Source organism: Sodalis sp. (in: enterobacteria) (assembly GCF_047607725.1).
GTDB lineage: Bacteria > Pseudomonadota > Gammaproteobacteria > Enterobacterales > Enterobacteriaceae > JBLKSS01.
This window is the reverse complement of record NZ_JBLKSS010000027.1, coordinates 1-24802: the sequence shown is the minus strand read 5'-3', so window position 1 is coordinate 24802 and position 24802 is coordinate 1. Positions and strand designations below refer to the sequence as shown.

At 51.6% G+C, this 24802-nt stretch carries 32 protein-coding genes and 7 pseudogenes; 22 read left to right on the top strand and 17 right to left on the bottom strand.

The window, feature by feature from the left end; all coding sequences use genetic code 11:
- From ACMX3H_RS03410 to ACMX3H_RS03370, 9 genes and pseudogenes are all read right to left on the bottom strand, one after another.
- A pseudogene (locus ACMX3H_RS03410) lies at nucleotides 1-121 on the bottom strand (transposase); the annotation flags it as partial.
- 85 nt (nucleotides 122-206) lie between these two features.
- Nucleotides 207-404, bottom strand: a complete 198-nt coding sequence (locus ACMX3H_RS03405) for a hypothetical protein (RefSeq protein WP_415209820.1) — start codon at nucleotides 402-404, stop codon at nucleotides 207-209.
- Nucleotides 391-948 carry a penicillin-binding protein activator LpoB gene (gene lpoB / locus ACMX3H_RS03400; protein WP_415209819.1) on the bottom strand — a complete coding sequence of 186 codons (558 nt, stop codon included), beginning with the start codon at nucleotides 946-948 and terminating at the stop codon, nucleotides 391-393. Before lpoB ends, ACMX3H_RS03405 begins: the two co-directional genes overlap by 14 nt.
- A 21-nt stretch (nucleotides 949-969) precedes the next feature.
- Nucleotides 970-1359 carry a YcfL family protein gene (locus ACMX3H_RS03395; RefSeq protein ID WP_415209818.1) on the bottom strand — a complete coding sequence of 130 codons (390 nt, stop codon included), beginning with the start codon at nucleotides 1357-1359 and terminating at the stop codon, nucleotides 970-972.
- 16 nt (nucleotides 1360-1375) lie between these two features.
- Entirely contained in the window at nucleotides 1376-1723 is a 348-nt protein-coding gene (gene hinT / locus ACMX3H_RS03390; protein ID WP_415209817.1) for a purine nucleoside phosphoramidase, read from the bottom strand.
- Between the two features lie 231 nt (nucleotides 1724-1954).
- Nucleotides 1955-3011 (bottom strand): annotated as a pseudogene (locus ACMX3H_RS03385) (PTS transporter subunit EIIC).
- Between the two features lie 309 nt (nucleotides 3012-3320).
- Nucleotides 3321-3506, bottom strand: a pseudogene (locus tag ACMX3H_RS03380) (TatD family hydrolase); the annotation flags it as partial.
- A 338-nt stretch (nucleotides 3507-3844) separates the two neighbouring features.
- A pseudogene (locus ACMX3H_RS03375) lies at nucleotides 3845-4630 on the bottom strand (site-specific integrase); the annotation flags it as partial.
- Between the two features lie 84 nt (nucleotides 4631-4714).
- Nucleotides 4715-4990, bottom strand: a complete 276-nt coding sequence (locus tag ACMX3H_RS03370; protein WP_415209816.1) for a helix-turn-helix domain-containing protein — start codon at nucleotides 4988-4990, stop codon at nucleotides 4715-4717.
- A gap of 154 nt (nucleotides 4991-5144) precedes the next feature.
- On the opposite strand from ACMX3H_RS03370, the gene ACMX3H_RS03365 reads away from it, so the two are divergent.
- Genes ACMX3H_RS03365 through ACMX3H_RS03350 form a run of 4 tightly spaced genes read left to right on the top strand, consistent with a single transcriptional unit; the run spans nucleotide 5145 to nucleotide 6504 of the window.
- Nucleotides 5145-5417: a Cox family DNA-binding protein gene (locus ACMX3H_RS03365; protein WP_415209815.1), complete on the top strand. Its 273-nt coding sequence runs from the start codon at nucleotides 5145-5147 to the stop codon at nucleotides 5415-5417.
- Nucleotides 5418-5452: 35 nt separating this feature from the next.
- The gene (locus ACMX3H_RS03360; protein ID WP_415209814.1) at nucleotides 5453-5725 is read left to right on the top strand and encodes a hypothetical protein; all 273 of its coding nucleotides are present in this window, start codon (nucleotides 5453-5455) and stop codon (nucleotides 5723-5725) included.
- A 53-nt stretch (nucleotides 5726-5778) separates the two neighbouring features.
- Nucleotides 5779-6003: a hypothetical protein gene (locus tag ACMX3H_RS03355; protein WP_415209813.1), complete on the top strand. Its 225-nt coding sequence runs from the start codon at nucleotides 5779-5781 to the stop codon at nucleotides 6001-6003.
- Nucleotides 6004-6057: 54 nt separating this feature from the next.
- Nucleotides 6058-6504 (top strand): hypothetical protein, encoded by a 447-nt coding sequence (locus ACMX3H_RS03350; protein ID WP_415209812.1) that lies wholly within the window; start codon nucleotides 6058-6060, stop codon nucleotides 6502-6504.
- Here ACMX3H_RS03350 and ACMX3H_RS03345 read toward each other — a convergent pair.
- Together ACMX3H_RS03345 and ACMX3H_RS03340 are read right to left on the bottom strand one after the other, a co-directional pair.
- Nucleotides 6501-6974 (bottom strand): hypothetical protein, encoded by a 474-nt coding sequence (locus tag ACMX3H_RS03345; RefSeq protein WP_415209811.1) that lies wholly within the window; start codon nucleotides 6972-6974, stop codon nucleotides 6501-6503. The two genes, ACMX3H_RS03350 and ACMX3H_RS03345, sit on opposite strands and share 4 nt — an antisense overlap.
- Nucleotides 6975-6980: 6 nt before the next feature.
- On the bottom strand, nucleotides 6981-7118 hold the full coding sequence (locus tag ACMX3H_RS03340; protein WP_415209810.1) for a hypothetical protein: 138 nt from the start codon (nucleotides 7116-7118) through the stop codon (nucleotides 6981-6983).
- 108 nt (nucleotides 7119-7226) lie between these two features.
- On the opposite strand from ACMX3H_RS03340, the gene ACMX3H_RS03335 reads away from it, so the two are divergent.
- The 13 genes and pseudogenes from ACMX3H_RS03335 (at nucleotide 7227) to ACMX3H_RS03275 (ending at nucleotide 14699) form a co-directional block, all read left to right on the top strand.
- Entirely contained in the window at nucleotides 7227-7370 is a 144-nt protein-coding gene (locus tag ACMX3H_RS03335; protein WP_415209809.1) for a hypothetical protein, read from the top strand.
- 3 nt (nucleotides 7371-7373) lie between these two features.
- Nucleotides 7374-7565 carry a hypothetical protein gene (locus ACMX3H_RS03330; protein WP_415209808.1) on the top strand — a complete coding sequence of 64 codons (192 nt, stop codon included), beginning with the start codon at nucleotides 7374-7376 and terminating at the stop codon, nucleotides 7563-7565.
- A 13-nt stretch (nucleotides 7566-7578) separates the two neighbouring features.
- Nucleotides 7579-7851, top strand: coding sequence for a hypothetical protein (locus ACMX3H_RS03325; protein ID WP_415209807.1), 273 nt, complete (start codon nucleotides 7579-7581; stop codon nucleotides 7849-7851).
- A gap of 30 nt (nucleotides 7852-7881) precedes the next feature.
- Nucleotides 7882-8094, top strand: a complete 213-nt coding sequence (locus ACMX3H_RS03320; protein WP_415209806.1) for a hypothetical protein — start codon at nucleotides 7882-7884, stop codon at nucleotides 8092-8094.
- An 80-nt stretch (nucleotides 8095-8174) separates the two neighbouring features.
- Nucleotides 8175-8435, top strand: coding sequence for a hypothetical protein (locus ACMX3H_RS03315; RefSeq protein WP_415209805.1), 261 nt, complete (start codon nucleotides 8175-8177; stop codon nucleotides 8433-8435).
- A gap of 8 nt (nucleotides 8436-8443) precedes the next feature.
- Nucleotides 8444-8824 (top strand): 3'-5' exonuclease, encoded by a 381-nt coding sequence (locus ACMX3H_RS03310; RefSeq protein WP_415209804.1) that lies wholly within the window; start codon nucleotides 8444-8446, stop codon nucleotides 8822-8824.
- 35 nt (nucleotides 8825-8859) lie between these two features.
- Entirely contained in the window at nucleotides 8860-9003 is a 144-nt protein-coding gene (locus tag ACMX3H_RS03305) for a hypothetical protein (RefSeq protein ID WP_415209803.1), read from the top strand.
- Between the two features lie 43 nt (nucleotides 9004-9046).
- A pseudogene (locus ACMX3H_RS03300) lies at nucleotides 9047-9895 on the top strand (DNA adenine methylase); the annotation flags it as partial.
- Between the two features lies 1 nt (nucleotide 9896).
- Nucleotides 9897-12065 (top strand): replication endonuclease, encoded by a 2169-nt coding sequence (locus ACMX3H_RS03295; RefSeq protein ID WP_415209802.1) that lies wholly within the window; start codon nucleotides 9897-9899, stop codon nucleotides 12063-12065.
- A gap of 77 nt (nucleotides 12066-12142) precedes the next feature.
- Nucleotides 12143-12373 (top strand): annotated as a pseudogene (locus ACMX3H_RS03290) (DUF4406 domain-containing protein); the annotation flags it as partial.
- A gap of 20 nt (nucleotides 12374-12393) precedes the next feature.
- Nucleotides 12394-12603: a hypothetical protein gene (locus ACMX3H_RS03285; RefSeq protein WP_415209801.1), complete on the top strand. Its 210-nt coding sequence runs from the start codon at nucleotides 12394-12396 to the stop codon at nucleotides 12601-12603.
- Between the two features lie 66 nt (nucleotides 12604-12669).
- On the top strand, nucleotides 12670-13548 hold the full coding sequence (locus tag ACMX3H_RS03280; RefSeq protein ID WP_415209800.1) for an Rpn family recombination-promoting nuclease/putative transposase: 879 nt from the start codon (nucleotides 12670-12672) through the stop codon (nucleotides 13546-13548).
- 32 nt (nucleotides 13549-13580) lie between these two features.
- Nucleotides 13581-14699, top strand: coding sequence for a hypothetical protein (locus tag ACMX3H_RS03275; protein ID WP_415209799.1), 1119 nt, complete (start codon nucleotides 13581-13583; stop codon nucleotides 14697-14699).
- On the opposite strand, the gene ACMX3H_RS03270 is transcribed toward ACMX3H_RS03275, so the two are convergent.
- From ACMX3H_RS03270 to ACMX3H_RS03260, 3 genes and pseudogenes are all read right to left on the bottom strand, one after another.
- Nucleotides 14675-15040 (bottom strand): hypothetical protein, encoded by a 366-nt coding sequence (locus ACMX3H_RS03270; RefSeq protein WP_415209798.1) that lies wholly within the window; start codon nucleotides 15038-15040, stop codon nucleotides 14675-14677. The two genes, ACMX3H_RS03275 and ACMX3H_RS03270, sit on opposite strands and share 25 nt — an antisense overlap.
- 438 nt (nucleotides 15041-15478) lie before the next feature.
- Nucleotides 15479-16510, bottom strand: coding sequence for a phage portal protein (locus ACMX3H_RS03265; RefSeq protein WP_415209797.1), 1032 nt, complete (start codon nucleotides 16508-16510; stop codon nucleotides 15479-15481).
- Between the two features lies 1 nt (nucleotide 16511).
- Nucleotides 16512-17675: pseudogene (locus ACMX3H_RS03260) on the bottom strand (terminase large subunit domain-containing protein); the annotation flags it as partial.
- Nucleotides 17676-18022: 347 nt separating this feature from the next.
- Between ACMX3H_RS03260 and ACMX3H_RS03255 the strand changes: the two are divergent.
- Nucleotides 18023-18307 (top strand): YciI family protein, encoded by a 285-nt coding sequence (locus ACMX3H_RS03255; protein WP_415209796.1) that lies wholly within the window; start codon nucleotides 18023-18025, stop codon nucleotides 18305-18307.
- A gap of 126 nt (nucleotides 18308-18433) precedes the next feature.
- Here ACMX3H_RS03255 and ACMX3H_RS03250 read toward each other — a convergent pair whose 3' ends face one another.
- Nucleotides 18434-19009: a DUF535 family protein gene (locus ACMX3H_RS03250; protein ID WP_415209795.1), complete on the bottom strand. Its 576-nt coding sequence runs from the start codon at nucleotides 19007-19009 to the stop codon at nucleotides 18434-18436.
- A gap of 22 nt (nucleotides 19010-19031) precedes the next feature.
- The gene (locus tag ACMX3H_RS03245; protein ID WP_415209794.1) at nucleotides 19032-19385 is read right to left on the bottom strand and encodes a DUF535 family protein; all 354 of its coding nucleotides are present in this window, start codon (nucleotides 19383-19385) and stop codon (nucleotides 19032-19034) included.
- A 649-nt stretch (nucleotides 19386-20034) separates the two neighbouring features.
- On the opposite strand from ACMX3H_RS03245, the gene ACMX3H_RS03240 reads away from it, so the two are divergent.
- The 4 genes from ACMX3H_RS03240 to ACMX3H_RS03225 all read left to right on the top strand — a co-directional run bounded on the left by ACMX3H_RS03240 (nucleotide 20035) and on the right by ACMX3H_RS03225 (nucleotide 24561).
- A complete protein-coding gene (locus ACMX3H_RS03240) occupies nucleotides 20035-20748 on the top strand; it encodes a helix-turn-helix transcriptional regulator (protein WP_415209793.1) in 714 nt (237 codons plus the stop codon).
- 2503 nt (nucleotides 20749-23251) lie between these two features.
- Nucleotides 23252-23626: a hypothetical protein gene (locus ACMX3H_RS03235; RefSeq protein ID WP_415209792.1), complete on the top strand. Its 375-nt coding sequence runs from the start codon at nucleotides 23252-23254 to the stop codon at nucleotides 23624-23626.
- Between the two features lie 143 nt (nucleotides 23627-23769).
- Nucleotides 23770-23976 carry a replication endonuclease gene (locus ACMX3H_RS03230; protein WP_415209791.1) on the top strand — a complete coding sequence of 69 codons (207 nt, stop codon included), beginning with the start codon at nucleotides 23770-23772 and terminating at the stop codon, nucleotides 23974-23976.
- A gap of 87 nt (nucleotides 23977-24063) precedes the next feature.
- A complete protein-coding gene (locus ACMX3H_RS03225; protein WP_415209790.1) occupies nucleotides 24064-24561 on the top strand; it encodes a hypothetical protein in 498 nt (165 codons plus the stop codon).
- Here ACMX3H_RS03225 and ACMX3H_RS03220 read toward each other — a convergent pair.
- Entirely contained in the window at nucleotides 24551-24733 is a 183-nt protein-coding gene (locus ACMX3H_RS03220) for a hypothetical protein (RefSeq protein WP_415209789.1), read from the bottom strand. The two genes, ACMX3H_RS03225 and ACMX3H_RS03220, sit on opposite strands and share 11 nt — an antisense overlap.
- Nucleotides 24734-24802 lie beyond the last annotated feature (69 nt).

The following is a 24802-nucleotide window of genomic DNA, read 5'->3' as shown; positions in this document are numbered from 1 at the left end:
AGTTGAACAGCAAATGGTCATTGATACCGTTATCCCGTGCCAGCTTGGCAATGGATACGCCGGGCTGGAGCGCCTGCTCAACCAGCTTAATTTTAAAGTCCAGCGGGAAATTTGGACGACGTCTTGAGGGTTTTGGTGGGGTTTGTTTCATGAATTGCGCCCATTAAAAAAATAATGGACATCATCTTCAATAACTTGATGGGGAATTAATAGACGGCGCTGGGCGTACGCTTAAATATTTTCTGCCCGCTGGCTTCGCGCGCCAGCAAATCAAAACCGGCTCCCTGCAATCGCCAGCTTTCGCCGGTCAGACCGCTGACCTGCAGGGGTTTCACACTGTCTAACGACGCACGCGGCAGTAACTGCGCCAGCATCGAGCACAGCCCGTCGTCAATCCTGGGCAACGCCGTTACCGGACCAGATGATCTCGCCGGTTTGCACCAGCATCAGTTGCAGATCGAGCGTGGGTGCTTTCACATCGCCGCTGACGGCGCTATAGAGCACGTACTGGGCGTTGAGATAGCGCGCCAGTCCCACTGCTTTACTGCACGACTCCAAACTGTCGTCGGGGGAAAGCCCTAACGTCTGGCGCGCCGCGTTCAGTTTATCCGCGCCCACCACCTGGAATTTGCCGCCGCCGTCCGCAATGAGGCGGGTAAGCGCCGCGGTGGCTTTACCGGTCTGCACGCTGCCGTTAGTGGCGTTTTTCAGGGTATTTACCAGCAGCACGCTGCCGTCGTTGATTCCCTCCACCGCCAACATTTGCTGCACCATGGGCGACAGGCTAGCCTGCCAGTCAATGGTCTTGATTTTCGGCGGCATGGGCACCGGCGCGCTGGTAACCGGCGGCGGCTGTACCGGTACCGTGGCCGCCGGCGGCTCTGGAGTTCGGGTGGTACAGCTGCCCAACACCAGCACTGCAAGGACGATTAAGGCTGTCTTTTTCATTGTAGACTCGACGTTGACCCTTTATTGCAAAAACAAATAGAGACGAGCGTGCTTCGCCTCCGGATTACCATTCACCGCCTCCACCCGAGTTTCCCCGCCAGGCGGCACGATCAGCATGCGCGTCGCGGCGAACGGTATGACATCCAATCCCTGCGCATCGTACCAATAGAAACAGAAACGGTAATACACGGTGACCGGCGCGGGATGATTGTTGTTCAGGATGCTATAGGCGCGCAATCGCCCCCGATCGGTGGTAAGCGACGGCGGCGCGGCGGTAATGCCGGTGCTGAGCACCGACGGGTCCATCACCAGCGATTGCTGATTATTGATGATCAATGCGGGATCGCGACTACCGCTACCGCTGCAGCCGGTTAACAGCAACAGCGCGATTATCCAGGGTACTAAACGCATGTTTTTCCTCAATGCATCACGCCACCAGCGGGCCAAGCGGCCTGCCGCCAAAAAGATGCATGTGCAAATGATAAACTTCCTGGCCGCCGTGGCGGTTGCAATTCACTATTAGCCGGTAGCCGTCCTCATCGATGCCCTCATGTTGGGCAATTTTCGCCGCAACGGTAAACAACCGTCCCAGCGCCGCTTCATGGTCGGCGGTGACATCGTTGACGGTGGGGATAAGCAGATTGGTCACGATCAAAATATGGCTGGGCGCTTTGGGGCTGATGTCGCGAAAAGCAGTAACCAAATCGTCCTGATAGAGAATATCAGCGGGAATTTCCCGGCGAATGATTTTACTAAAAATGGTTTCTTCGGCCATGGCGGCGTTCCTTGTTTCCTGACTGGTTGGTAACGGAAGTATGAGTGAGGAACTCCCTGCTTTTCAACCGGCCGCGTCATTAAAATAGTCACTTAGGGCGCGCAATGGCGACGTGGACGTATTAACCATAGCAAACAGGGAGGCTTTCGCTTCCCTGCGCCGCATAAAATCTGCCGCCGCGCACGTGCCCGGATTGACACCGCTACGCCCCATCAGCCATAGGGGCGTCGGTCATACAGCTTGACGCAGGTAGTCATCCATTTCGGTTTTCAAATTATCGGATTGGGTACCGAAAATTGCCTGCACACCGGCACCCACCACAACCACACCGCGGGCGCCCAGCTGTTTCAGCCTGGCCTGATCCACTTTCGCCACATCCGCCACGCTGATGCGCAGCCGGGTGATACAGGCGTCAAGACTCGTGATGTTGGTTTTGCCGCCAAACGCCGCCGCCAGCGCCGCGGCCCGTTGACAGCGCCTCGACGGCCTCGACATCACGCCCCGGCGTGTTTAAATTCAGCTTCACGATAAGCAGGCGGAACAGGCTGTTGTAATACACCAGACCATAGGCTATGCCCACCAGTGGGAACAGCCAGATGCGGCTGCTGTTGCCGCTCAACACCAAAAAATCAATCAGTCCATGAGAGAAACTGGTGCCGTCGCGCATGCCGAGCAGAATACACAGCGGAAACGCCAGCCCCGCCAATACTGCATGAATGACATACAGCAGCGGCGCCACGAGCATAAAGGAAAATTCGATAGGCTCGGTGATACCGGTCAGAAAGGCGGTCAACGCGGCGGAAATCATCATACCGCCGACCCGGGCGCGGTTTTTCGGCCGAGCGGCGTGCCAAATGGCGATAGCGGCGGCGGGCAGACCGTACATTTTAAACAGGAAACCACCCGACAGCTTGCCCGCGGTAGGATCGCCCGCCATATAGCGTGGAATATCGCCATGAAAGACTTGACCGGCGGCGTTGGTGAATTCCCCCACCTGCATCTGGAAGGGGACATTCCAGATGTGGTGCAGGCCAAACGGCACCAGTGCCCGCTCCACCACGCCGTCGTTATGAGTAAACCCCAGCGCCACGCCGACCGCGAAAATCAGCGGCATATTGGCAAAAACCGAGCCCCCCGCCTCCGCCATAACATCAGAGACCACCGCCGGCAGCCAACTGAACTCGGCGGAACCTACCCCCAGCAAAATACCGGCGACGGGCAAGACGGAAACCGGCAGCATCAGCGACTTGCCGATTTTCTGCAGGTGGGCGAATGCATTTTGCAACATGGTGTTTTTACTCCTGACTCAAAATCCTGGTGCATCAGAGTCCACGCCAGATAAGACCGGCGGCGGTTACTGTTAATTGGCGTCGCCGCCTTGAATAACAAAGGGCGCTGGCTTTATCGGCGTTTTCCTGCCTGGCTTAGGAAGCACGGTCACAACACAGCGGGCAGGTGGACAGCGGCGGGCAGCCGCCGGCCCCCACACGCCGCGCCGCCGGACATCATCTGTCTGGCCCGCGCGGGCGAAATTGCGCGCAAGAGTAACGCTATTTGAAATTTATTTCTAATATAATAATGATGATATTGATTTACATCAGTTGGCGTCGAGGTAGCGCTGCATCTCCACGTGAAACAGGCGGCCGAAATTATCGGTGGTGGCGGCAGCCAACTACGTCAGAGAGACGCCTTTCAGCGGCGCCATAAACTCCGCCACATCGCGCACATAAGCCGGCTGGTTTTCCTTACCGAGATAAGGTACCGGGGCCAGGTAGGGGGAATCGTAAGCGCCCCGTGGAGGACGTTTTGAATTATTGGTGGGTTTGTTGTATGGNCCGGTAAGAAWATGTTCCACWACGAWGCCTAGTGAACCCGCAACCTATAAGGGACGGCTGTCAGATCATGGATAATCCGGCGATGATAGTGTCCACTTAAATTTTAATGGACACTATCACAAACTTCAGAACCACTAATTTCATATCACTCAAACCGGGATGTAAATAAAAGTTATTAAAATCAATACAATGTGAAAATGCAATGAGCATAAGCGTGTAACGTAGGTTTACTGTCTAATACAACAAACCCACCAATAATTCAAGACGTCCTCCACGGGGCGCTTACTGGTAGATCGGGTTTCACTGAACGCAGCTTTATGCAGAATTTCTCATAGTCTACTTTGAACAAATGACTACTTGCATGCATTTTAACCTCTCCTTCCAGTTGAGCAGATATTGGCACAGTGCGTTTTTTGCCATTCTTAGTTTCAAGAAATGTAATTCGCCCGTTCACGATTTGCGTAGGTGTCAAGGTGCTCACTTCCCCCCACCGTCCACCGGTACTTAGGCAGAGCAAGGCAATAAGCCGCTCATCTCCAGACAAAACAGACAGTAGATTATTGATTTCATCAACATCAAAGAATGTCATCTCCGGATTTTTTTCTGCCAGTGGCGGTAACCCATGTAGTGGGTTTTGTCCTGAGAATTCTTCCAGCTTTATCAGCGCTGAAAACATCCCTGAAAATCTATAGAGATCTCGGTTAATTGTAGCTGCGCTGATGCCAGCGGATAAGCGCTTGCTACGGTGTTCCATCAGCACACGCTTGTTGAGCTTCGTAATCGAGATATCACCAATAGACTCAATTGTTTTGAATAGGTGCCGCTTTTCAATAGTGCCATTCTTGAGATTTTGACCGTGGTATAACCACCAGATATCTAATAATTCACTCAAAACCCTACGATCTCTAGTGTTGCTCGCCCATTCTTTTTTGTTTGCATTCGATAGCGCATAACGCTCAAATGCAACGGCCTCGGCTTTTCTATCAAAACTCTTACGGATGCGGCGTCCTGTGCGCCCGTTAAGCCTAATGTCCACTTTGTAACGACCATCATCGAGCTTCTTAATTGCCATAATGAAGCCCTCCGATGTAGAGACCAGCCTCAATCCAGAGCCAGTCCGCATACAGATAACAAATGTCTAACCAATTCTCCGGCCTTAACGGGTTGAGGTGGCTGACTCTTGCCCAATGTGTGCGAGAGCCGGCGCAATTTGGCCAGCTTCGGGGGCGGTTTTGTCGGTCATGAGCCACATGGTGTATTTTTCTAGTCTCGGGGTATTAGTTACTTGCAATACAACATGTATTCCCGGTTCTTGATGTCCTCCCTCATAATTTTTTAGTGTCCCCAGTGCTATCCCGCTGATTTCGCAAAATTTCAATTGGGTTAGCCCTTCGTTTTTCCTGATTGCTTTCAATTTTTCGCTTAATTTCATTTGACAAGGTCCTGACTTAGTGACTATATTCTCGCAATAGGTTTTGACTTAATGACCTTTCGAGGTGCGTTCCGCCCCTCTCAAACGTTGCTAAACGGTTTTGAGGGGTTTGGAGCTGATAAGACTAACACGAAGCTTGGGATGGGCTAAAAGGATGGAAAGCAAGGATTACGAGATTAAGTATCCGCTTGATGCGGTTCATATGGAGAAGTTTGCCGAGTTGATCGGCAAGTCTGATACGGCGGTTAAGGAGATGGTTAAAAGCAATAAGTTACCAATTATTGAATTGAAGGATCCAGATAAGCCAAATGTCCGTGCAGGTGAGAAGTGGATTTACATCCCTGAATTAAACCGTGCAGTACGTGAGGCATATTTCAATCGCCCCGTCGAGCAGCGGGATGCGTGGCTTCTGTGGCTTGGGCTTTGAACGCCAAGCTCGCCAACGTTTGTAGGAGAAAACCAATGCAACCGGCCTACGCCACATTGATAAATGAACCCGTGCAGGAATACCACGCCAAGCGGGCGAACCTCCGCGCAGCGACAGCCACGCCGCCCGAGTTGCAGCAGCAGCTAGACAACGATTACGCCTACTGGCTGAGCATTGGTCTGGAGGATGCATTAGAAGATGCCTGGGTCGCCGGAGACATCGACAGCGCCAGGCAGATAGATAGCGTTATCCGGCAGTTTTACACCGGCCATCTGCCGAAACCGCAAGCATGGCAGGTTGCCGCATAAGCAGCGCCAGAAGACTCAGCGGAACGGCATAGGAAACGGACGGACACCAGAGCATGATGCAAACGTTAATCAGAAAAAATCGCTACACGCACGGCTATAAGGGGTTTGTCATTCACTACCGCCCCAAAACTGCCGTACATCCTGTTGCGCGTTATGAGGTGCTCTACGGTGATCAATCGTTCGGTTTGTTTGATGGTAAGGTGCAGGCGATCCGCTACATCGACCAGCTTTATAAAATGCAACACCTATGCACCGCCGAAAAGGCGACACCGGCATAAAGATAAAAACCCACTGTTTTGGTAATCACATCACTAATAAATGAAGGAAACAAAATGGGCATCACAAAAAAACACATAGATAACAATACCTACTTGTGCTTTTCAAATAAATTCACATCTGCATTTGCCAACACAAAGGATATTATTGCTGGCTTTAGCAATCTAAATAACGGCGGAGCCATTATTTTAAGAAATGGAAGAGTCATTGTTGTTAGTGCTGATGAGTTCGATATTAATGAATTATTAAAAACAATGGAGAATGATGCGCAGCCTGAACAAAGTTGCTCATCTTTGGGAGATTCGGATAGGCCCTTTGTTTATGCGGGTCATCTTAACAGGAAGGACCTTATCTTTTGGATGCGAGAGACTCTTCGGGCATTAGAAGATGAACCCGCCTTGGTTGATAGCGTCAAAGGGCATTATGAAGACGCGACACTTTGCCAAGGCACGCTAGATTATCAGCGAGCTATTATTTCAGAGCGAATTAAAGGCGTTAACTAATTCGGCACGCCGCCGGCCAAACCAGACACGGCACGTTCAGTAATGGAGAGTTTTTCCATATGTTTTTTATCAAGACCAAGAGAAATAATCGCCCGATTTCTGGCCGGATTAAAAAGGCAGGAAAGCGCCGAGCTATCGAATTCCTCAAGAATGCTAATGCGCACCTGCATTTCATCAATACTGAGACTGTGCATTTCATTAATCAATATGCGATAGCGTTTGTTTTGCTGCCGTGCGGCTTCGGCCTTTTTACCAAACTGCCAAGCTATGCGGCTGCCGCTAAGAATGGCGATGATACCGCCAAACAACCAACTGAGATCACTTGCAGCAAAAATAACAGCACCAAGGACAAGGTTTGTGGCATTAGTCATTGTCTCGAGGCGGTGGTTAATGGTTTCCGTCATCACTTCCAGCCAATAGCTGTACCAGATACGGTAACGCAAAGTGTGCTCAGTTGGTTGTTTGCTCATAAATTATTACTCCTTATCATCATCTTCCGGGGGTTCTGGTTTGTGCAGAACGTGAAAATCATCTCTGTTATTACCACGATCTACCATTTTTTCAGGTGCATTTTTTTCACACATAACCTTTCCTTTTTTGTGGGTGAGCATCATGCCCGTGTTCCGGTCAGAACATGGCGGGCATGGTGAGAGTACCACAGAACCATGCGCCGGGCATGGCTAAAACCCGGCCATATTTTATTAACGCGAGGGTTAACACAAATGAGCGAAGAAACCAGTCGAAACAACGAGTCTGGCAGAATCCATGTCACTGAATTCCGCCGTAAATATTTCAAAAATGGTCGTTATGTGGGAACGCTTAAAGCCAGTGGCTTTGGTTCTGCACCGGAAACACGTGAGGAATAAATAATGATATTACAAGATTTATGGTGGATGGATTATTTAGTACCGGCCCTCCTGCTACTTATTGCGCTCCCGCTCTCCTTCTATGCGGTCATTATCGATATCAGGGAAAGCAGACAGCGTAAAGATGACCAGATACGCGCCAAAGCCCGCCGAAAACATGCGGCAAGGAATTTCAAGAAAGTTTATCGCGGATAAAAAGGAGTCTGTCGTGAATCATTTTTATGCCGACTATATAAATGAAGCATTACGATATTATTATGCTGACTGTGAGAATCAACCAGAAAACAGGTTGACCTCTTTTCGTATTCTGGCGCATGAAATACGTGAACTTTATCATCTAGCTTTTTTCGTCGGGGATAAGGCAAGTGTAGAGGCATTAAAGCCCGCACTTAAATTTCTGGCATTAGGCAATATTCCCGATCCGCTATTGCCGAAGGGGGTACAGCGTTATGTTATGCCGCCCTGTTCTGGCGGCTGCTAAAAATAGTTGTCACCATTAAGGGTTTTTATTATGAATACCGACGATATGACCCAAATTCTTTATCATGTATTGCCCGCCATGCAAAACGGTTTTTCTATTCGAGCGCAGGGTAATGACGCCTATTTTTATGTTGACCCACAAAAGCCTTATGCACAGGCATGTATTGCCGGAATAGAAAAAGATTTGAGGCGGCGCATAAAGTGGTTAATGGATAATAACACTGATGCCTTAGTGCCACAGTAATTTATTACCCCCATTAAAGTGAAATAAAAACGGCGCATGGCGCCGGGGCTTCGTACGGCCTGAATAAAGGAGAACTAACCATGACTGAAATAACCCATTCCCATCAGTGCGGCGCGCCAGGTCGCATTCGCCTGACGCCCGGTTTAACCGATCCGGATTTCATGACCATTGGCCTGGCGGACAGAAAAAGCGAACGCGGACACCTGCTTGGCATGCTCAGTGCCTTTCTGGAATCGCAGCGCGCCCGCGCTGTACCCGCAGACAAAATACTGAACGCGCTGAATGACTGGATAGCACTGCGTTTGTCAACGCTTGATATGACTGGGGAGTCACCACGATGAATCATCTAATGATTGACATTGAAACCCTCGGCGTTCGCGCCAGTGTGCCATTGGCGGCGATAGGTGCCGTCTTTTTTGAACCCTCTACCGGCCAGTTGGGCAAAACGTTTTATATCCACGTTGACCCGCGCAGTGATGAGGCGGCCGGCGCCCGTGCAGAAGTCGATACGGCGTTGTGGTGGTTACGTCAGGACGCACAAGCGCGCGCCGAACTGATTATTGAACCGCGCTCTTCTGCGCGAGATGCCCTGAATGCGTTGCTGAATTACATCAACGCCAGCCAGATACCTGCTGGCCGCAAACACCTGAATATCTGGTGTAAGGGCGGCAGCTTTGACGTGGTGATTTTAAGCGCGGCCTTTGAGCGCCATGGCCTACCCATCCCCTGATATTACTCGCGCGTGCGGGATATGCGCACCCTGCAATGTCTGGCGCAGGCAACAGGCTATTGCTCGCCCGCGCGCGCCAGACCCTGAAGCACCACGCCCTTGAGGATGCCTGCTATCAGGCGCAGGTGGTGGCGGAAATCTGGCAGCGTCATTCCGACGCCTTTATCGAACATTGCTGAGGACACGCAGATGAAACCTATCCTGAAATGAGCGGGCGGCAAGTCTCGCCTGATGCCCCGCTTGCGGCCCTTCCTGCCGGCCGCTGACTGTCTGGTTGAACCTTTTGTCGGCGGTGCCTCGGTTTTCCTCGATACCGACTATCGCCGCTATGTGCTGGCGGACATTAACCCGGACCTTATCAATTTCTACCAGACGGTCGTTGATAGCCCAGAGAGCGTCATACAGGCGGCGCTGCCGCTATTCAGACGCGCCAACAACTCTGGTGACTATTTCCGTTACCGCACCGATTTCGCCCAATGGCGAGCGACCAGGGGCCTCAACCGTGCCGCCGTGTTCCTTTACCTGAATCGCCATGGCTACAACGGCCTATGCCGTTACAACCTACGTGGCGAATTTAACGTCCCGTACGGCCGTTACAAAAAGCCCTATTTCCCCGCGGCGGAAATCCGCCTGTTCGCCGAAAAGGCGCGCGATACCCATACCCGGTTTGTCTGCCTGCCCTTTGAAGAAACACTGGCGTTTCATGTTGACGAGCATTGCGCAGTTTATGCCGATCCACCTTATTTGCCACCTGAAGGTAGGGACGGCTTCACGGGTTATTACATCACGCCTTTTCGGGATGAAGAACATCAGGCGTTGGCTGATGCCCTGACTGAGACCCACCCGCGCTGGGACGTCCCTGTTGTGCTCTCGGGCAGCAATACCCTCAAGACCCACGCCGCCTATCGGGGTTTTACGTTTCACTACACGCACACCCATTACAGCATCGCCGCCAAGGGGGCTAGCCGGGGTAAAGCCGGGGAAGTGATTGCCACGCTGCCGGGGCGGCAGTCTCGCCCGTCGACCTCCGAAACAGATGATTTCTCGTTTGAGTGGCTGGAGTTTGTCTGATATGCCACAGTCCAGCGTCGTCTACCCCTGGAACAGCAAGCCGCTGCTGCCGATTGAGCGGGGTATCCCGACCCATGAGGAAATGCGCCTTGCTGAACTTCGCCGTAAGGACTATCTCCAGGCGAAAAAGCAGGTTGACGACCAGCTGGAAACGGTGAGTTCAAGTATTTACTGGCGCTTTGACCAGCGCGAAAAGCAAAAGGGCTTTGACAGCGCCCGCAGCTGGCTAACCGAGTCGGTGGTTAAGGTGATGTTACCGCGCATTGCGCGTGTAAACGCCGGTTACCGCCTGGATGAGATAGCAGATAACGATTTCCGCGCGCTGTTTGGCGACCGCGCAACCCAGTCCCCCCAGCATAATGGCGTGGTGGCCTTTTTGCGCCTGCGCACCCAGCGTCAGCGTCAGCCCGACCTGGACAGTCAGGCGCTTAAGTCCCTGGCGAACGCCGCCGCCCATGTTGCCGCCACGGAAGTGACCCGCCTGACCCGCGCTCAGGGCGATAAAAGCGAGTGGCGCATCGTCTATGACCACTATCACCACCTGGCCCGGATCACCCGCCTGCTGGGCCTACAGCCGCCACTCTGGAGCAAGCTGGAAAAATGTTTTGTTCCCTTTGATGCCCAGCCGGCCATCAGGCGAATGTGTGATGCGCGATGGTGGCTGAACAACCTGCGCCGTACCGCCAACCGCTGGCGTGAACATCTGGCTATCGCCATGGGGTATGTCCATAAGCACGCCTCCCCGAACGTCAGCACAACCGCCTTGCGTGACTGGCACGAGCAGCGGCGGCGCTCGCACGAGTGGCGTAAATGCATGGAGCTGGAAGACGAAGAGGGTAACCGTATCAGCCTGATGGATGGCTATGCCGCCAGCCAGGCCAATCCCGCCATTCGACGCACTGAGCTGATGGTACGACTACGGGGGTATGAGGACATTTCCAACGCCCAAGGCTATGTTGGCGAATTTGTGACCATCACCGCGCCCTCAAGTTATCACGTCACGCTGGAAAACGGGCGCGTTAACCGTAAATGGAATGGGGCCAGCCCGGCGGACACTCAACGCTACCTCAATGGTGTCTGGGCCTGCGCGCGCGCCAAATGGCATCGCCAGAAACTGCGCTTTTTCGATATGCGCTCCGCTGAGCCACATCATGACGGTACGCCGCACGCCCATTTACTGATATTTGCCCGCCCGGAAGACATGCCCCGCATCCTGGAAATCCTGCGCGACTATGCCACGGCGGCAGACTGCGAAGAATTACGCAGCGCCGTCGCCGCAAAGGCAAGGTTCCATACAAAAACAATGGATCCAGAAAAAGGCAGCGCCACCGGGTACGTTGCCAAATACATCTCGAAAAACATCGACGGCTACGCCATGGACGGTGAAACCGACGACGAAAGCGGCAGACCGATAAAGGAAAGCGCGCAGCGCGCGACCGCCTGGGCCTCACGCTGGGGCATTCGTCAATTTCAGTTTATTGGCTGCATTCCCGTCACCGTCTGGCGGGAGCTGCGCCGCCTGAATGACAGCGAAACCGCGCACGGCCTGAGTGTGGAATTTGCCGCCTGCCACGATGCAGCCAACGCCCCCGACTGGGCGGGGTATGTCAATGCCCAGGGCGGGCCACTGGTCAAGCGTGATGATCTGGCGGTGCGCACCTGGTACCAGCCCGCCGAGGTACTCAATCAGTACGGCGAGGAAATGCTCAGTATCCGCGGCCTGTTCGATACGGTCGTTGGCGGGGACTCGCCGATCCTGACCCGGTTGAAGCAGTGGAAGATTGTGCCGAAGTTGGCCGTTGACGTGAGCAACGCAGACGCGTTGCCTCGGAGTTCTGTCACTAACTGTACGGGGGATCCGGGACCGCCGACCCCAGATTGGCGCACAACGCCGCCATTACCGTCCCCCGAGGCGGCCTTAAATACCCGCATTGAGAAAATTTATAGTTATGCCGCAGAAAAAGGCCTGGTTCTGAGTCCTGGGGACGTCCGGTCTTTGGCTGAAGGTAAGGTGATGAAAATTGACGGCCAGCGCTATTGCGCCCTGGCAACCGGAGTACTGCTTGCCCGTGCGCCCAGCGCTGCCGAAAAAGCCGCCGCATTGATGTGGCGCGTCGGGCGGCTATGCAAACGAAAGGTGACCTTGGGGTTGTATGATCCCGCAGGCTAACATGGCCGCCGTGCGACCTGATAAAAAAATATGAAAATAAAACAGATGGATAAACAATGAATATTCAAGATACTGACATGCAAACAAAGGTGATATACATTGCCGGTCCCATGACTAGAAAGCCTGATTTCAACCGGACAGCTTTTTCCCTGGCCGCTGTCCGGCTATCCGCTCAGGGCGCTATTCCACTCAATCCCGCCATGCTGCCGGATGGCCTTTCCGAGGCTGACTACATGCGCATCGGCCTGGCCATGTTGCAGTGCGCCGACGGGATTTACCTGCTGTACGGCTGGCAGGACAGCGCAGGCGGTCATGAAAGGGCGACCCGATGCCTGATATTATCGATATTGCCAGCGAACGGGAGGCGTTGTTCCGTGAGCGCGCGATTGCTGAAGCAAGACGGCGTTACCGTCCGATGCCGATCACTGGCCGCTGCTACAATTGTGAAGAGGAAACCCTCGGCAATTTTTGCTGCCCGGAATGCCGGGAAGATTGGGAAAAACACCAGTATGCCAAGCGTCAGCGGCCCGTGAGATAATAAAAATGGTGATGACCAGGCGTCCGATCTCATTTTTGTTTAAATTTTTTCGCTAAACTTTACCCTATGCCAAAGACACCATTACATCACGATGCGCTATTCAAAAAATTCCTCGGCGATATTGCAGTTGCTCGAGATTTTCTTGATATCCACCTGCCGCCCTCCATCAGAACACGTTGCGACTTAAGCACGCTGGCGATGGAGTCCGGCTCTTTCGTCGAAGATGACCTGCGCAGCCGGCTCTCTGATATGCTGTATTCGGTAGAGACGACGGCCAGCGCAAGTTACATCTACTGTCTTATTGAGCACCAGAGCCGACCAGAAAAACTGATGCCACTGCGCCTGCATCGCTACAGCCTGGCAGCCATGCAGCGGCATATTGACCAAGGACATGAAAAGCTTCCTGTGGTGATCTCGCTGCTTTTCTATCATGGACGCACTTCTCCCTATCCGTATAGCACACGCTGGCTGGATTGCTTTGCCGATCCTGAGCTGGCAAAATCAGTCTATATGCAAGCTTTTCCGTTGGTTGATATCACCGCGATGCCGGATGATGAGATATTGACTCACCGGCGCGTCGCCTTGCTGGAGCTGGTTCAGAAGCATATCCGTACCCGCGATATGCTGGAGTTAGCCAGCGATATTGCCCGGCTACTGCAACAGTGGTCCGTGCCACGTGAGCAGTTTCAGGGATTGATGTATTATATTGTTGAGCGAGGAAACACGTCGGATGCAGAGCAATTTCTGCATGATATTGCCGCGCAGATAGCGAATTACCGGGAGGATATTATGACTATTGCAGAGCAGCTAAGACTGAAAGGCCGACAGGAAGGCCGACAGGAAACCCGCATTCAGATCGCCCGCCAGCTTCTGGCTAATGGTGTTGACAGAGAAGTCGTTAAGCTTTCCACAGGGCTAAACGATGCGGAACTCGACAACTTATAACTTTATTTTTATTAAAATAGTAAGGGTTAAAAATGACTGCACTTTCTATTTCCCGCTCACCTGCATTAAATGCTTATTCCGTTCATGCAAAAGAAAATAGCAAAATGGAATATGTATATAACCTTTCTTCACTTGAAACTTTAAAAAGCGCTGCTCGGAATAATGATGATTTTAGTATTGACGCTTTATTTACATTAGCGTGTGAGAACAGCCCTGCTGGATTAGAGGCCAAATCTTTTCTTTTTGATTTGTATACAGGAAAGGAGGCCGGGCATCCTGACCTAAAGGAACAACTAGGAAAAGACAGTTTAAAGTTATGCGAGATCGTGCAAGGAAGAAATAAAAACAAAACACCAGAAGAGGCATGGTCTATACCTGATAAAATTTTAATCATGACGGGTTTTGAAACTCAAGAAAGATCACAACAGAGAGAAGAAATTTTAGAAGAAATAAATAAAAATATAAACTTTTGTGCCTGTGTTGATGATGGGGAGCCCGTCAGCTCATCATTTTTCCACACAAACCGATTAATCACTTCAGCGGAGTTGGACTCCATTTCTAAGTCACTAAATAGTAAAGAAGGTGGTTTTAAATTCCATGATGCGGTAGAAATACCCGCTACTGCTATTGATAATGAACATATACCACAAAAATTATTGTCTACATTGCTAAACATTGACAATAAGGGAGAACAAACACCTTCATCAGGAGATTTTATCCCCTTACTGTTTAGAGGTCATTGGGTTTTGTTTGGGTTGTCTACGACTGACTTGGGAGATAAATCAGCAATATTGTTTGATAGTACAAATTATCTAAATAACAAAGAAATGAATTTCATACAAACACTTACGGAATTTCTTGGAGCCAATGAAGTTTCAGTAGTACAAGAATCGCTCCAAGAAAACGCACCTAATGCCTGTGGTTTGTTTGTTTTTAATACCATGAAATATATAGCAAAAAACCAAAACAAAACACCGTATGAATCTTTGACTAAATTTGTGAAATCATTTTCAGAACTAAATAGTACCGAACAAATGTTGTTTAATCAAAGAGGCCGAGCTGAGTTATATGGCTCTTTATTAGATAATGTATCCTCCCGGATCTGGCTGCAACAATTACGGGTATATCAACAATCCGTCAAAATCCCCTGACCTTCAGCGGTCAGTGCTTGGCACTTTTCGCATCCCGCGCAGACCTTGCCAGTATTTTTCACCACCCGGATCGCCCGATCATCCCATAGCTGCAGCATCTCGCTGTCTTTGATATTCGTTACCGGCAACGCCGGCAGCCCCTGCGTGCGCAGCCAGCTTTGCACCGCGCGGACACCGTCCGCTGTCGCCGCCCGTGCGGTAAAAATCCTGACCTCGCGCCCTTCACTCAGCCAGCGCCTGATGCGTTGCATCATCGGCCCCACCGGTTTACCGATGCGCGCACTCTGGCCTGTGCGTGACTCGGCCAGCGTGCCGTCCAGGTCAACGCCTATCCATCCCATATACTGATTCTCCTAAAGCCCGTGCATTCTGCCTTGCCCTGACTGCTGTTGGATAAGCGAAATGCCTGCTTATTCATAAAAATGAATAACATACCTGCTATTCACCGTCATATCAAACCCATGTGATCCTCTCAGAGCGCCTGTATGGACTATGGCGAGGTGTTGCGCTGAGAAAGCGGCTTTCTCGTTCTGAAAACGCGCGCTTCACAGAATGGCTTTCATGCGCCAGAGCGCAAGGTTGATTTTGCCTTCCAGACCCCTTTGCGCGCAGTCCCCCCGCGCCTGCACGCTGTATTCACTTTTTATGCACCCATCCATACCCCATAAACCCTTGTCCGACGCGGCTTTCAGGCCGATTTTTTCTCAAAAAAAGTGTTGCGTTTTGTTGCGCCCCTGTGTTGCACTCTTTGGCGTTGTCGTGAGCGCCGTTTTGGTGGCTTATCCGGCCGCATTATCCAGCAGCTCATAGGGCTTAAATCGCACCACCTCCTCACCCACCCAATCGTTAATTTCGCTCAGACGTTGCTGGAGAGGGGCAAGCTCATTGATGGCAAACACCCGCGCCGCTTTTTCCACATCACCAAAGCCGCCGGTATTGTTGGGTAAAATCCCCATCAGTTGAGGCGGGATGCGCTGCGCGGCCAGCTGATCATCCCGGCTGGTGTTTTTGATGTGCATAAACTCATCCTTTGCCGCCACCTCGGCCAGCGGGATAAGCTGCAACCCGTCTTTTTTGCCGTTCGGCGCATACATAAACAGGTTGCGGAAGTTTCCTGGGCCTTTCGATTCTTTCATTGCCTTGCGCAGGGCGTCGATATCGTCCTGACTCTGCGCCGCATCGTTCATGTACAGGATAAAACCTGCATGGCTGCCATTGAGGTAGTACTTGCGACGAAACAGCGTCGCCGCTTCATTCAGCCACACCGAGTTCAGGGCGGAGAGGTACTCCGGCACGCCGTAAATCTCCTGGTTAATATCCGGATCCAGCAGATGAAATACCGCGCCTGACGCAAACTGATGGGGTGTCTGAGGCTGGGCGACATACCAATAGGTGCCTGGCTCAACCCCCACGCGGGTATACTTGGCCGGGCTGGGGGTGAGTGTCATCACCTCACCCAGCCGGTTCACCCGGCTTTCAAGAAAGGCGTTGCCAAACACCATAAAATCGAGCGCAAAGCGGCTAAAATTCTGCTTGGATAGCAGGCGGTGGGGCTGAAACAGGCTCACCAACACATTGCGTTTCATATAAATTGGGGAACTGTGATGCACCGCTGCGCGAAAGGTCTTCGCCAGCCCGTTAAAGGACACTGGCGGCGCATACCAGCGATCGACGATGGCACATTCCAGATAATCGAGCATTTCACGCCGATCCATCATGGGGAGCGGATCATCAAAGGTAAACACCTCGGCATGTGGCGCGCCCGTGCGCGGTTGCGGGCCTGTTTTTGGCCCCTTGCGGGATTTACGCATCTTAAAATATCTCCATAAAGCCGGCGTTAGTGCCGGTTGTCCCTTCGAGGGGTTCATTTAACAAGGCATGCATCACCGCCCAGGCGACGTCGCCGTGGTTGACGCCTTCGGCGCGGCTGGTGACATAGGTGGCCCGACGACCGGAGGCGGTCAGTTGTCGGCGGATAGCCATAAACGCCTTGGCGATATCCAGGCAGCCCGCATCAAACTCCAGACGTCCGGCGCGGATGACATCCTTGGCTTTCAGCACCAGATCGGTTTTCATTTCCAGGCTGTAGTTGATGGTGTTGACGGCGGGAAAAAACTGGCGAACCAACTGGGATACCGCGCGGCCCAGGCCGGTATTGTCAATGCCGATATAGGTCACGTTGTAGCGCTCGGTCAGCCCCTTGATATTGGCGGCCTGGGCGGTAAAATCCATGCCTTTCCACTGGGGGCGCTCCAGTACCCGAAACGGGCCGCCCGGCACACGCGGGGGCATCACCACTGCACAGCCGGCGCTGTCGCCGTGCTCGGAGCTGGCCGGATCGTAGCCTATCCAGACTTCGCGATCGGCGGCCGGCCGCCGGGCAAAGGGTTTCACATCTGTCCAGCGTACCCAGCTGTCCACCATGCAGCGTTCCATTTCCGCCAGGGAGAAGGTGGCGGTGGCATCATCAATAAAGTGGCACAGATAGAGGTTGGCAAAATCCTCATCGCTGTTTTCGGCGCGCAGATCGTCGATAGTCAGCAGGTTGCAGCCCCCGCGTACCGCGTCCTCTACGGTGACAATCTGCCGGAACTGTTTATCCTCACACAGCACGCCACCGGCCAGCCGCTGATGGCTGACATCGATGTCTTTCTGCCGGGCGGCCGCTTTCCCCTTGTTAAACAGCGTGCCGTTCCAGAAGGCATAAGTTTCATGGGTCACACTCGACGGGGTAGAAAAATAGGTTAACCGGTAGCGATTTTGCGAGGCCATGCCGGACGCCACCTTACGCAACTTGCGAAAGCCGGGGATCCAGAAATATTCGTCCAGATAGAGGTTACCGGAACGCCCCTGGGCGGTATTGGTATTGGTGCTCAAAAAGTGCAGCTCGGCACCGTTGGGCAGGATAATCACCTCGCCTTTCAGCTCAACATCCACTTCCTGGGCAAAATCCACAATATAATTCTTAAACTGATGGTAAGCGCCCCGTGGAGGACGTCTTTAATTATTGGTGGGTTTGTTGTATGGCCCGGTAAGAATATGTTCCACTACGATGCCTAGTGAACCCGCATCCTATAAGGGACGGCTGTCAGATCATGGATAATCCGGCGATGATAGTGTCAACTTAAATTTTAATGGACACTATCACAAACTTCAGAACCACTAATTTCATATCACTCAAACCGGGATGGAAATAAAAATTATTAAAATCAATACAATGTGAAAATGCAATGAACATAAGCGTGTAACGTAGGTTTACTGTCTTATACAACAAACCCACCAATAATTCAAGACGTCCTCCACGGGGCGCTTACGAGTGGTCCATGTTTCTTATTACGTTGCGCTATAACCAGCCCATGCCCCAAGTGACGGCCTTGCAGGAAGATCACATAAACTGGCTGAAGAACTATTTTGCCGAAGGTATCTTCATCGCCGCCAGCCGTAAGATCCCCCGCACCGGCGGCGTCATTCTCGCTCGTAGCATGGCGCGGGATGAATTGGAACGCATTTTGGCCGAAGATCCCTTCACCGCCGTCGCAGATTACGACATAACCGAATTCATGCCCACCATGACAGACGAGAGATTAGGCGCGCTGGTGACGTTGTAAAGCCCGTGCCGGCGTTCGCGGCTTGGCGCCCCACGCCGGCGGCCTTGGCCCTCAGCCCAGGGTGCGTGGTGGCGTTTTGAGTCAGCCGGTAAAAAACGTCCCCCGCGCGCCGGGGGAGTCTGTCGGTTATGCCTCCGTGGTATGAATAAACGCAGCGAATTGCGCTTGCATGTCCTCCAGCAGGGCAAAACGCCTGCGATACTCGGCGCGTTTTTTGCTTGGGAGATCGTCGATGGATTTACGGGTCATTCGCTGCGGCAGCGCGTAAAGTCCTCCCGTAAGCGCAACCCCTTCCACCGAGGCCCAAAAGTCATCATAATGGGCAAGAAACACCTTTTGCTTACTGCCTCGATGACGCGCGCTCTGAAAAACATAGCTTTTATCACCGACCGCGATAATCTGCGGCACCGCTATTTCACCACTGATAAGCTGTAGCATCTCTACCAATAGCCGCTTGGGAAATAAACCGTGGCAGGCTTTGGTCGCCTCTTTGATAACGTTATGGGACGTGCTGCGGCTGGCGACCCTGCAGTCCGCCGATAAACCGGTCTGCTTTTTCTGGAACGTCATCATCGAAAAGGTCAGCGACGCCAGGCAATTTTTATCGTCGTGGATGGTCAACGTCGCCTCACCTTCACGCTCAAAACTGCTCATACTCAGTTTAATCTCGAAACGTTCACCGTTCTTGCCTCCAGCACGCACAGCCGGGTCGCCGTTGGCACCGTCAGCGCCTGCCGCTGTGGCAGGCATGGCAGCGTTTGGAGAAAGTATAGTGCTCAAGGATAGCCTGAGCGCGCGCCGCTACCGGCAAAGCGGCAAAAAGATAGGGGCGATGGATTTTCGCGGGCAACGTATTTTGCGCCAACGCCACGTGACGCAATAGCGAGTCGGTCGCGACGCGCTGCAGAAAACTCAGTGTCACCACCGGATTAATAAGCGTACGTAATAAGAATTTCAGGCGAAACTGGGTATTATCCCAAATTTCACCCGGTTTACACTCACCTGAAAAAAGTGCCCAAAATAGGCTCCATCCGCTTTGCGGATAACCATCAATTTTATGCACGATCGAATGGGACATAGCGACTTATCAAAAACAAAACTATTTTTATATAATGATATTTAAACTAATTATAAATATATTAATTATTAATATCATTACATTATGCAAAACTTAAACGAATAGTAAACGTTATGGTTTTTTTGGATTTCCCCCCAGGGTTAGTCCCCACTCGTTCTGCCGCAAAAGAGGCTTCTAGTACGGTTTATCGGCAGCACGGATTATCGATAATGACCGTTCACGGCCCGCCGCTGTGATAAACACCATTAAAAAGTGCGCGCCTCAGGCTACAGACCGTCGTTGGCATTGGACCGCTCACGGCAAAACCCGCAAAGCTAAATTGGCAAGCGGTAGCGACGACGCGGAATCATTTCCGCGGCGCCTCTTCGGCAATGGAGGGTCCGACCGGCCGGCTACTTGTGTCGCTTGCTCGGCGGTCGGCGTTCTTGGCGGCGTCAAAGTGACCGTCTCAGGCCTCTCCCTTCACTTGCTAAAGATTAATTAACTCGCTGTCTGCACGAGTATTGCTTTTATTTCTGCACCTATGTTGATGGACTCCCGTTTATTGGGAAGGAATTACTCTTTACCTGCCCCTTAAATCATGTAATTTTCTGAGTCACCGGCCAGAGGTTTTCTTAAACTGACAATTCATCATAGAGGAATCGCAACCATGGGTAGTCTCAATGATCCAGTCTCCGGCAGTTTAACCCTACATACCTTGAACCACATTCCCCTTATCGCCATAATGGAGCATGCGGCGATTCCTTGGGGAATAAAAAACAAAGAGTCCAAGTTTGTCTATTTAAACAAGGCCCGCATCGAATTTTTAAATATCCCTACTGGCTTTGATTTCGAGGGGCGCCGGGACGACGAATTCCCCTGCGCCTGGTCGGAACTCGCGCCGAATTTTCAGAAGCAAGACCGGGCTGCGGAAGAGAGCAGTCTTGGGGTGGACATTGTTACGACATCTTATTATGGTCGCCAAGCCGTTATAGAACCTTATTATTGTCCCAAATTTGCTATCAATGATAATCAGGGTGAAATATTGGGCACCGCTTATTACATGCAAAAATTCAAATTACTCTCCGTGTCCGAATTTTTCGACAGTCTCAAACCTTCGGTTATCACACTTACGCCCCCTGACGCCACCTTTACCGAGAGCGAATTAGATATTATTTTTTATGCCAGACAGGATTTGAGCGAAAAAGAGATTGCGGAAAGGTTGTTCCTGTCGACAAAGGCGCTGGAAGCCAGGCTGGCCGGCATCTACAGTAAAATCAGCGTGCAGTCACTGTCGCAACTCAATGAATATTGCCGCGCCACCGCGCTGAAGAATTACATGCCGAAGAGAATCTTCAAAGAGGGGGTTGAGTTTTTCTGGTAGATAAAATGTCACCGCGTTAGCTCGGGGTGAAGCCTCGGGCTACATTACATGCATATATCATCCACATAATGACGTAGTTTGCCCACTGCTACCCGCGGGCGCCTCCCCATCCCAATATATTTACTCACGACGCTTGCCGCCGGCCACAGGCTCTCCACCGCACTGCTTGAAATTAAGCACGCCTTTTAGACAACTTTTTGGCAGCACATCCTTGCCAAGGCGTTGATCCAGAGTTTCTTCGATTTTATTTACGCTAACGGCTGGCCTGAGAGGGTATTTTGTCAATCACAGCCAATGACGTTGGTCAATTTACCGTTGCAAGATAGCCTCCCGGCGTGTCTAAGCTTGTCTATTAAGCCACATTGCGGGAGTTGGCGGTGAACACTATCGGACGGGAATTACCCTTTCCATTCGCCCCGTCGATGGATGTCACATTCGCCTAAGAGGCAATGGCTGGCGCATCAATTTGGGCGATTCAGGGCGCGTGACGGGTAGTCTGGATGGCAACCGACGTGAGGTTGTATGCGCCCTGCTCATTTTCCGGCCCAAAAGGAGACAAACACGCTTTTGGCCGGGCTTTCGATCCGCAGATGAAATGGACATGGCCGTTTTCAATCTTGTTGTTCAAAACGAGCGCACCTGGTGTGGCCTAAGCCGCAATGGGCATCCTCCCATCATTGCAGGCGCCGTTTGACCAGAACTGAAGACAAAAAGCGGGAGAGGACACTGGCGTGGCTGCCGGCTTTAGAGCGGGTGCTGAAGTTGAAGGTAATGTTGACGTCAAACCCGGTCCGGGCTTTTCCATTTGCATTGGTGTTGGTATAGGCGCTAACGGCGGTACGGTCGGATAGGCGGCCTTGCGGGTAAAAAGACAGCCATGATTGATAGGCGCCGATCTATGCTCAGCAACAGAGTTTTGCTGCCGGCGTGCGGTTTCATTGGAGAGAACAGCCCGAATTTTAATTAAACGCCCCGCGCTAATCATCAACGCGCCCGTGCATATAGGTATAACGTAGACAGATGGACCGGATATCGCCAATGTTGCCCCCACGGCGAGTAACATCAGACTCAGCGGATAATTATCGGCCTTGCGACATAACGTTTCCCCGATCGGTGCTGCCGACATAAGCAACGTATTACTCACTGAAGCGAGCCGATGCAAGACGCATTTTCTCCCCGTTCGCGGTGGCGCGGAAGGTCGCGGAGTTTGATCATGGGCAACTTGATGATAATGATTAATAGCATTAACCGGATATGAATCGCACAAATTAACCTCCTCCTATTACTTCACGATTGTCAACGTTGTTGTCGATGCTAGCATAATGTCTCTGTGCTAAACCCAGCGTTAAAATTTCGCTAATAGCGACCGTTCTATCCCATTGCACCTTAAAATAAAATGCAATTTGCAACTAATGCATCAAGACATAGGCCGGAGTAGTGGGTGAGACCAATAACGCTGACAGCAGCCGCCTTAAGGCAGCTTCAACTTTAGTGTAATACCCGTCAATGCCATCGTGACGGCGGAAATGTATGAATTTATTGATACGTGCATACGTTAGTGCACGGCTTATTCTTGGGTGACATCCGGTCTGTTCCTGTGAATAGCGAATGTGATCGCGGCCAATTTTACTCTAATTTTACTTATTGCAAATTAATAAAACGGCGGCCAAATCCCCGCTGTGAAAAGTTTAATTGTTTGGATGAAGAAAGTGCCGTAACATTATCGACACATCTCACAATATCATGATGGGGGAAGCGTGATGGAAAACATTATATTATCGCCTGATGCAAGCTTGCTTGTTGTTCCCGGTGATGGATATCGTGAAAGTGCTTTACATCAACTTTGCCCTACCGCTGTCGGCAATTCGTTGTGCAAATTGAGGACTAAAACTAAAAAGAGCCTTTCGCCTAAGACCGCCTCCCGACTTGTCCATAACATTAAAGTGTTAAAAAGATTAGGAATGACGGAACTGGTTAAATTCGCGCAACAAAAATATAATCTTAGCCCTCTTATAATTTAAGATTAAAATTGGCTATCCTGCTTCTGAGTGGCGAAATGTTCTGCGATTTCGGCGCGAAAGTACAGGACCGCCCGCAAGCAAGGTAATAGAGTTGATGGAACGTGCGGCAGCGTACCGCCAAGGACAATGTTCGTCATCCTCCACTCCGTTGGCGCTGTCCGCAAACGACAAAAGCTGTTGCGCGGGCAGTGCATATTTCTTCGTGCGAAAACATCTACCCCCAAGGCATAATAACGCCGGTGGTTCCACCCCAACAGCTCACATTCGCCGCAAATCGACGCCATAGCCGCGACAATCGGGGAAAAGCTATTAGCCCAGCAACGTCTTCTCGCTGATCCTGAGCAATTATAACAGGCATGACAGGACGCTTGCCTTGTTCTTAGGCACCCGAAAGCGATAGCGGTTACAACGCTAGCGGTAAAAAACAGGCAGACGCTATAGCGTCGGCACATTTTCCCGGGTCACCCTGCAAGGAGCGTAAAATGATTTCCGCTGACTATAGTTTTACCGCTAAAACCCCTATCGAACACTATCATTTATCGGCTCTTGCCGCGGAGATCAATAATGTCACCCTGGTAAACGACACCCTCACCCTGGCCAATGGCGCCGCAGTTAAGATGGCATTACCCTTCAAGATCGACAATACCTACCTAATCACATTGAAACAGGTTACGGGGTCGGGCACCTTTATTGATGGATCAAGCGATTTCCACCCTTTTTCCCATCAAAACCAACAGGATGTAAAGGTACAAAGGTGTTTGCAGCCAGCCGGCGAGGAAGACCATCCTACCGTCAACCTACATCTGCGTAGCACACCCCGGTTCAGTTTTACCGGGTATAAAGTGCAAGAAATATAAGCCTTACAAGGATAAGCGACAAAAGCGTACGTGCCCGCTCGGTCAAACTGAAAATATTTGAAAAGCAAAATATGCCCAAGGCAACCGCAATGGGCGGGCAACTTAGTGATTGAGCACTTTATTGCGGGCGCTCATGACAAAGCTTGGGCGCGTCGTCCTTTAGTAGGCAGGCAGATAGAAACTCATGCCTGGTAAGCTACCCCAATGGCGTTTGGGCCTGTGCTCGCGATAAATGCCATCGCCAGGGCCTGCGTTTTTTCGGTATGCGTGTCGCCGAGCCACATCACGACGGTACTACGCACGCCCATTTACTGATATTTGCTCGCCCGGAAGACATGGCCCGCATTTGAGAAATAATGCGCGACTATGCCATGGCGGCGGACAGCGAATAATTTCGCAGCGCTGAAGCCGCAAAGGCAAGGTTCTATACGTAAGCCATGGTTCGAGAAAAAGGCAGCGCTAAAGGTTATGTTGCAATATACACCTCAAAAAACAGCGACGGCTACGCTCAAGACGGTGAAACCGACGACGCTAGCGGCAGACCGTTAATGGAAAGCGCACAGTGCGCTACCGCATGGGCATCACGCGGGGGCATTTTTCAGTTTCAGTTTATTGGCTGCGTCCCCGTCACCGTCTGGCGGCAGCTGCGCCGCCTGGATGACAGCGAAACCGCGCATGGACTGAGTGTTCAATTTGCCACCTGCCACAACGCGGCTAACGCCCCGGGTTGGGCCGATTACGTCAATGCCCAGGGCGGGCCGCTGGTCAAGTGTGCCAATCTTATGGTACGCAACTGCACCAGCCAGCCGAGGTACTTAATCAATACGGCGAGGAAGTGCTCAGTATCCTTGGCCTTTTCGCTACAGAAGCTGTTAGGACTCGCCGATCCTGACCTGTCTTCAGCAGTGAAAGATTGTGCCGAAGTTAGCCGTTAATGTTAGCGACGCGGACGCGTCGCGTCGGAGTTCTGTCATCAACTGTACGACTTATAGCGATGATTCGCCGGCGCCGGAATCGGATAGGCAACGGCGGGAAGTAAGCGCCCCGTGGAGGACGTCTTGAATTATTGGTGGGTTTGTTGTATGAGACAGTAAACCTACGTTGCACGCTTATGCTCATTGTATTGATTTTAATAACTTTTATTTCCATCCCGGTTTGAGTGATATGAAATTAGTG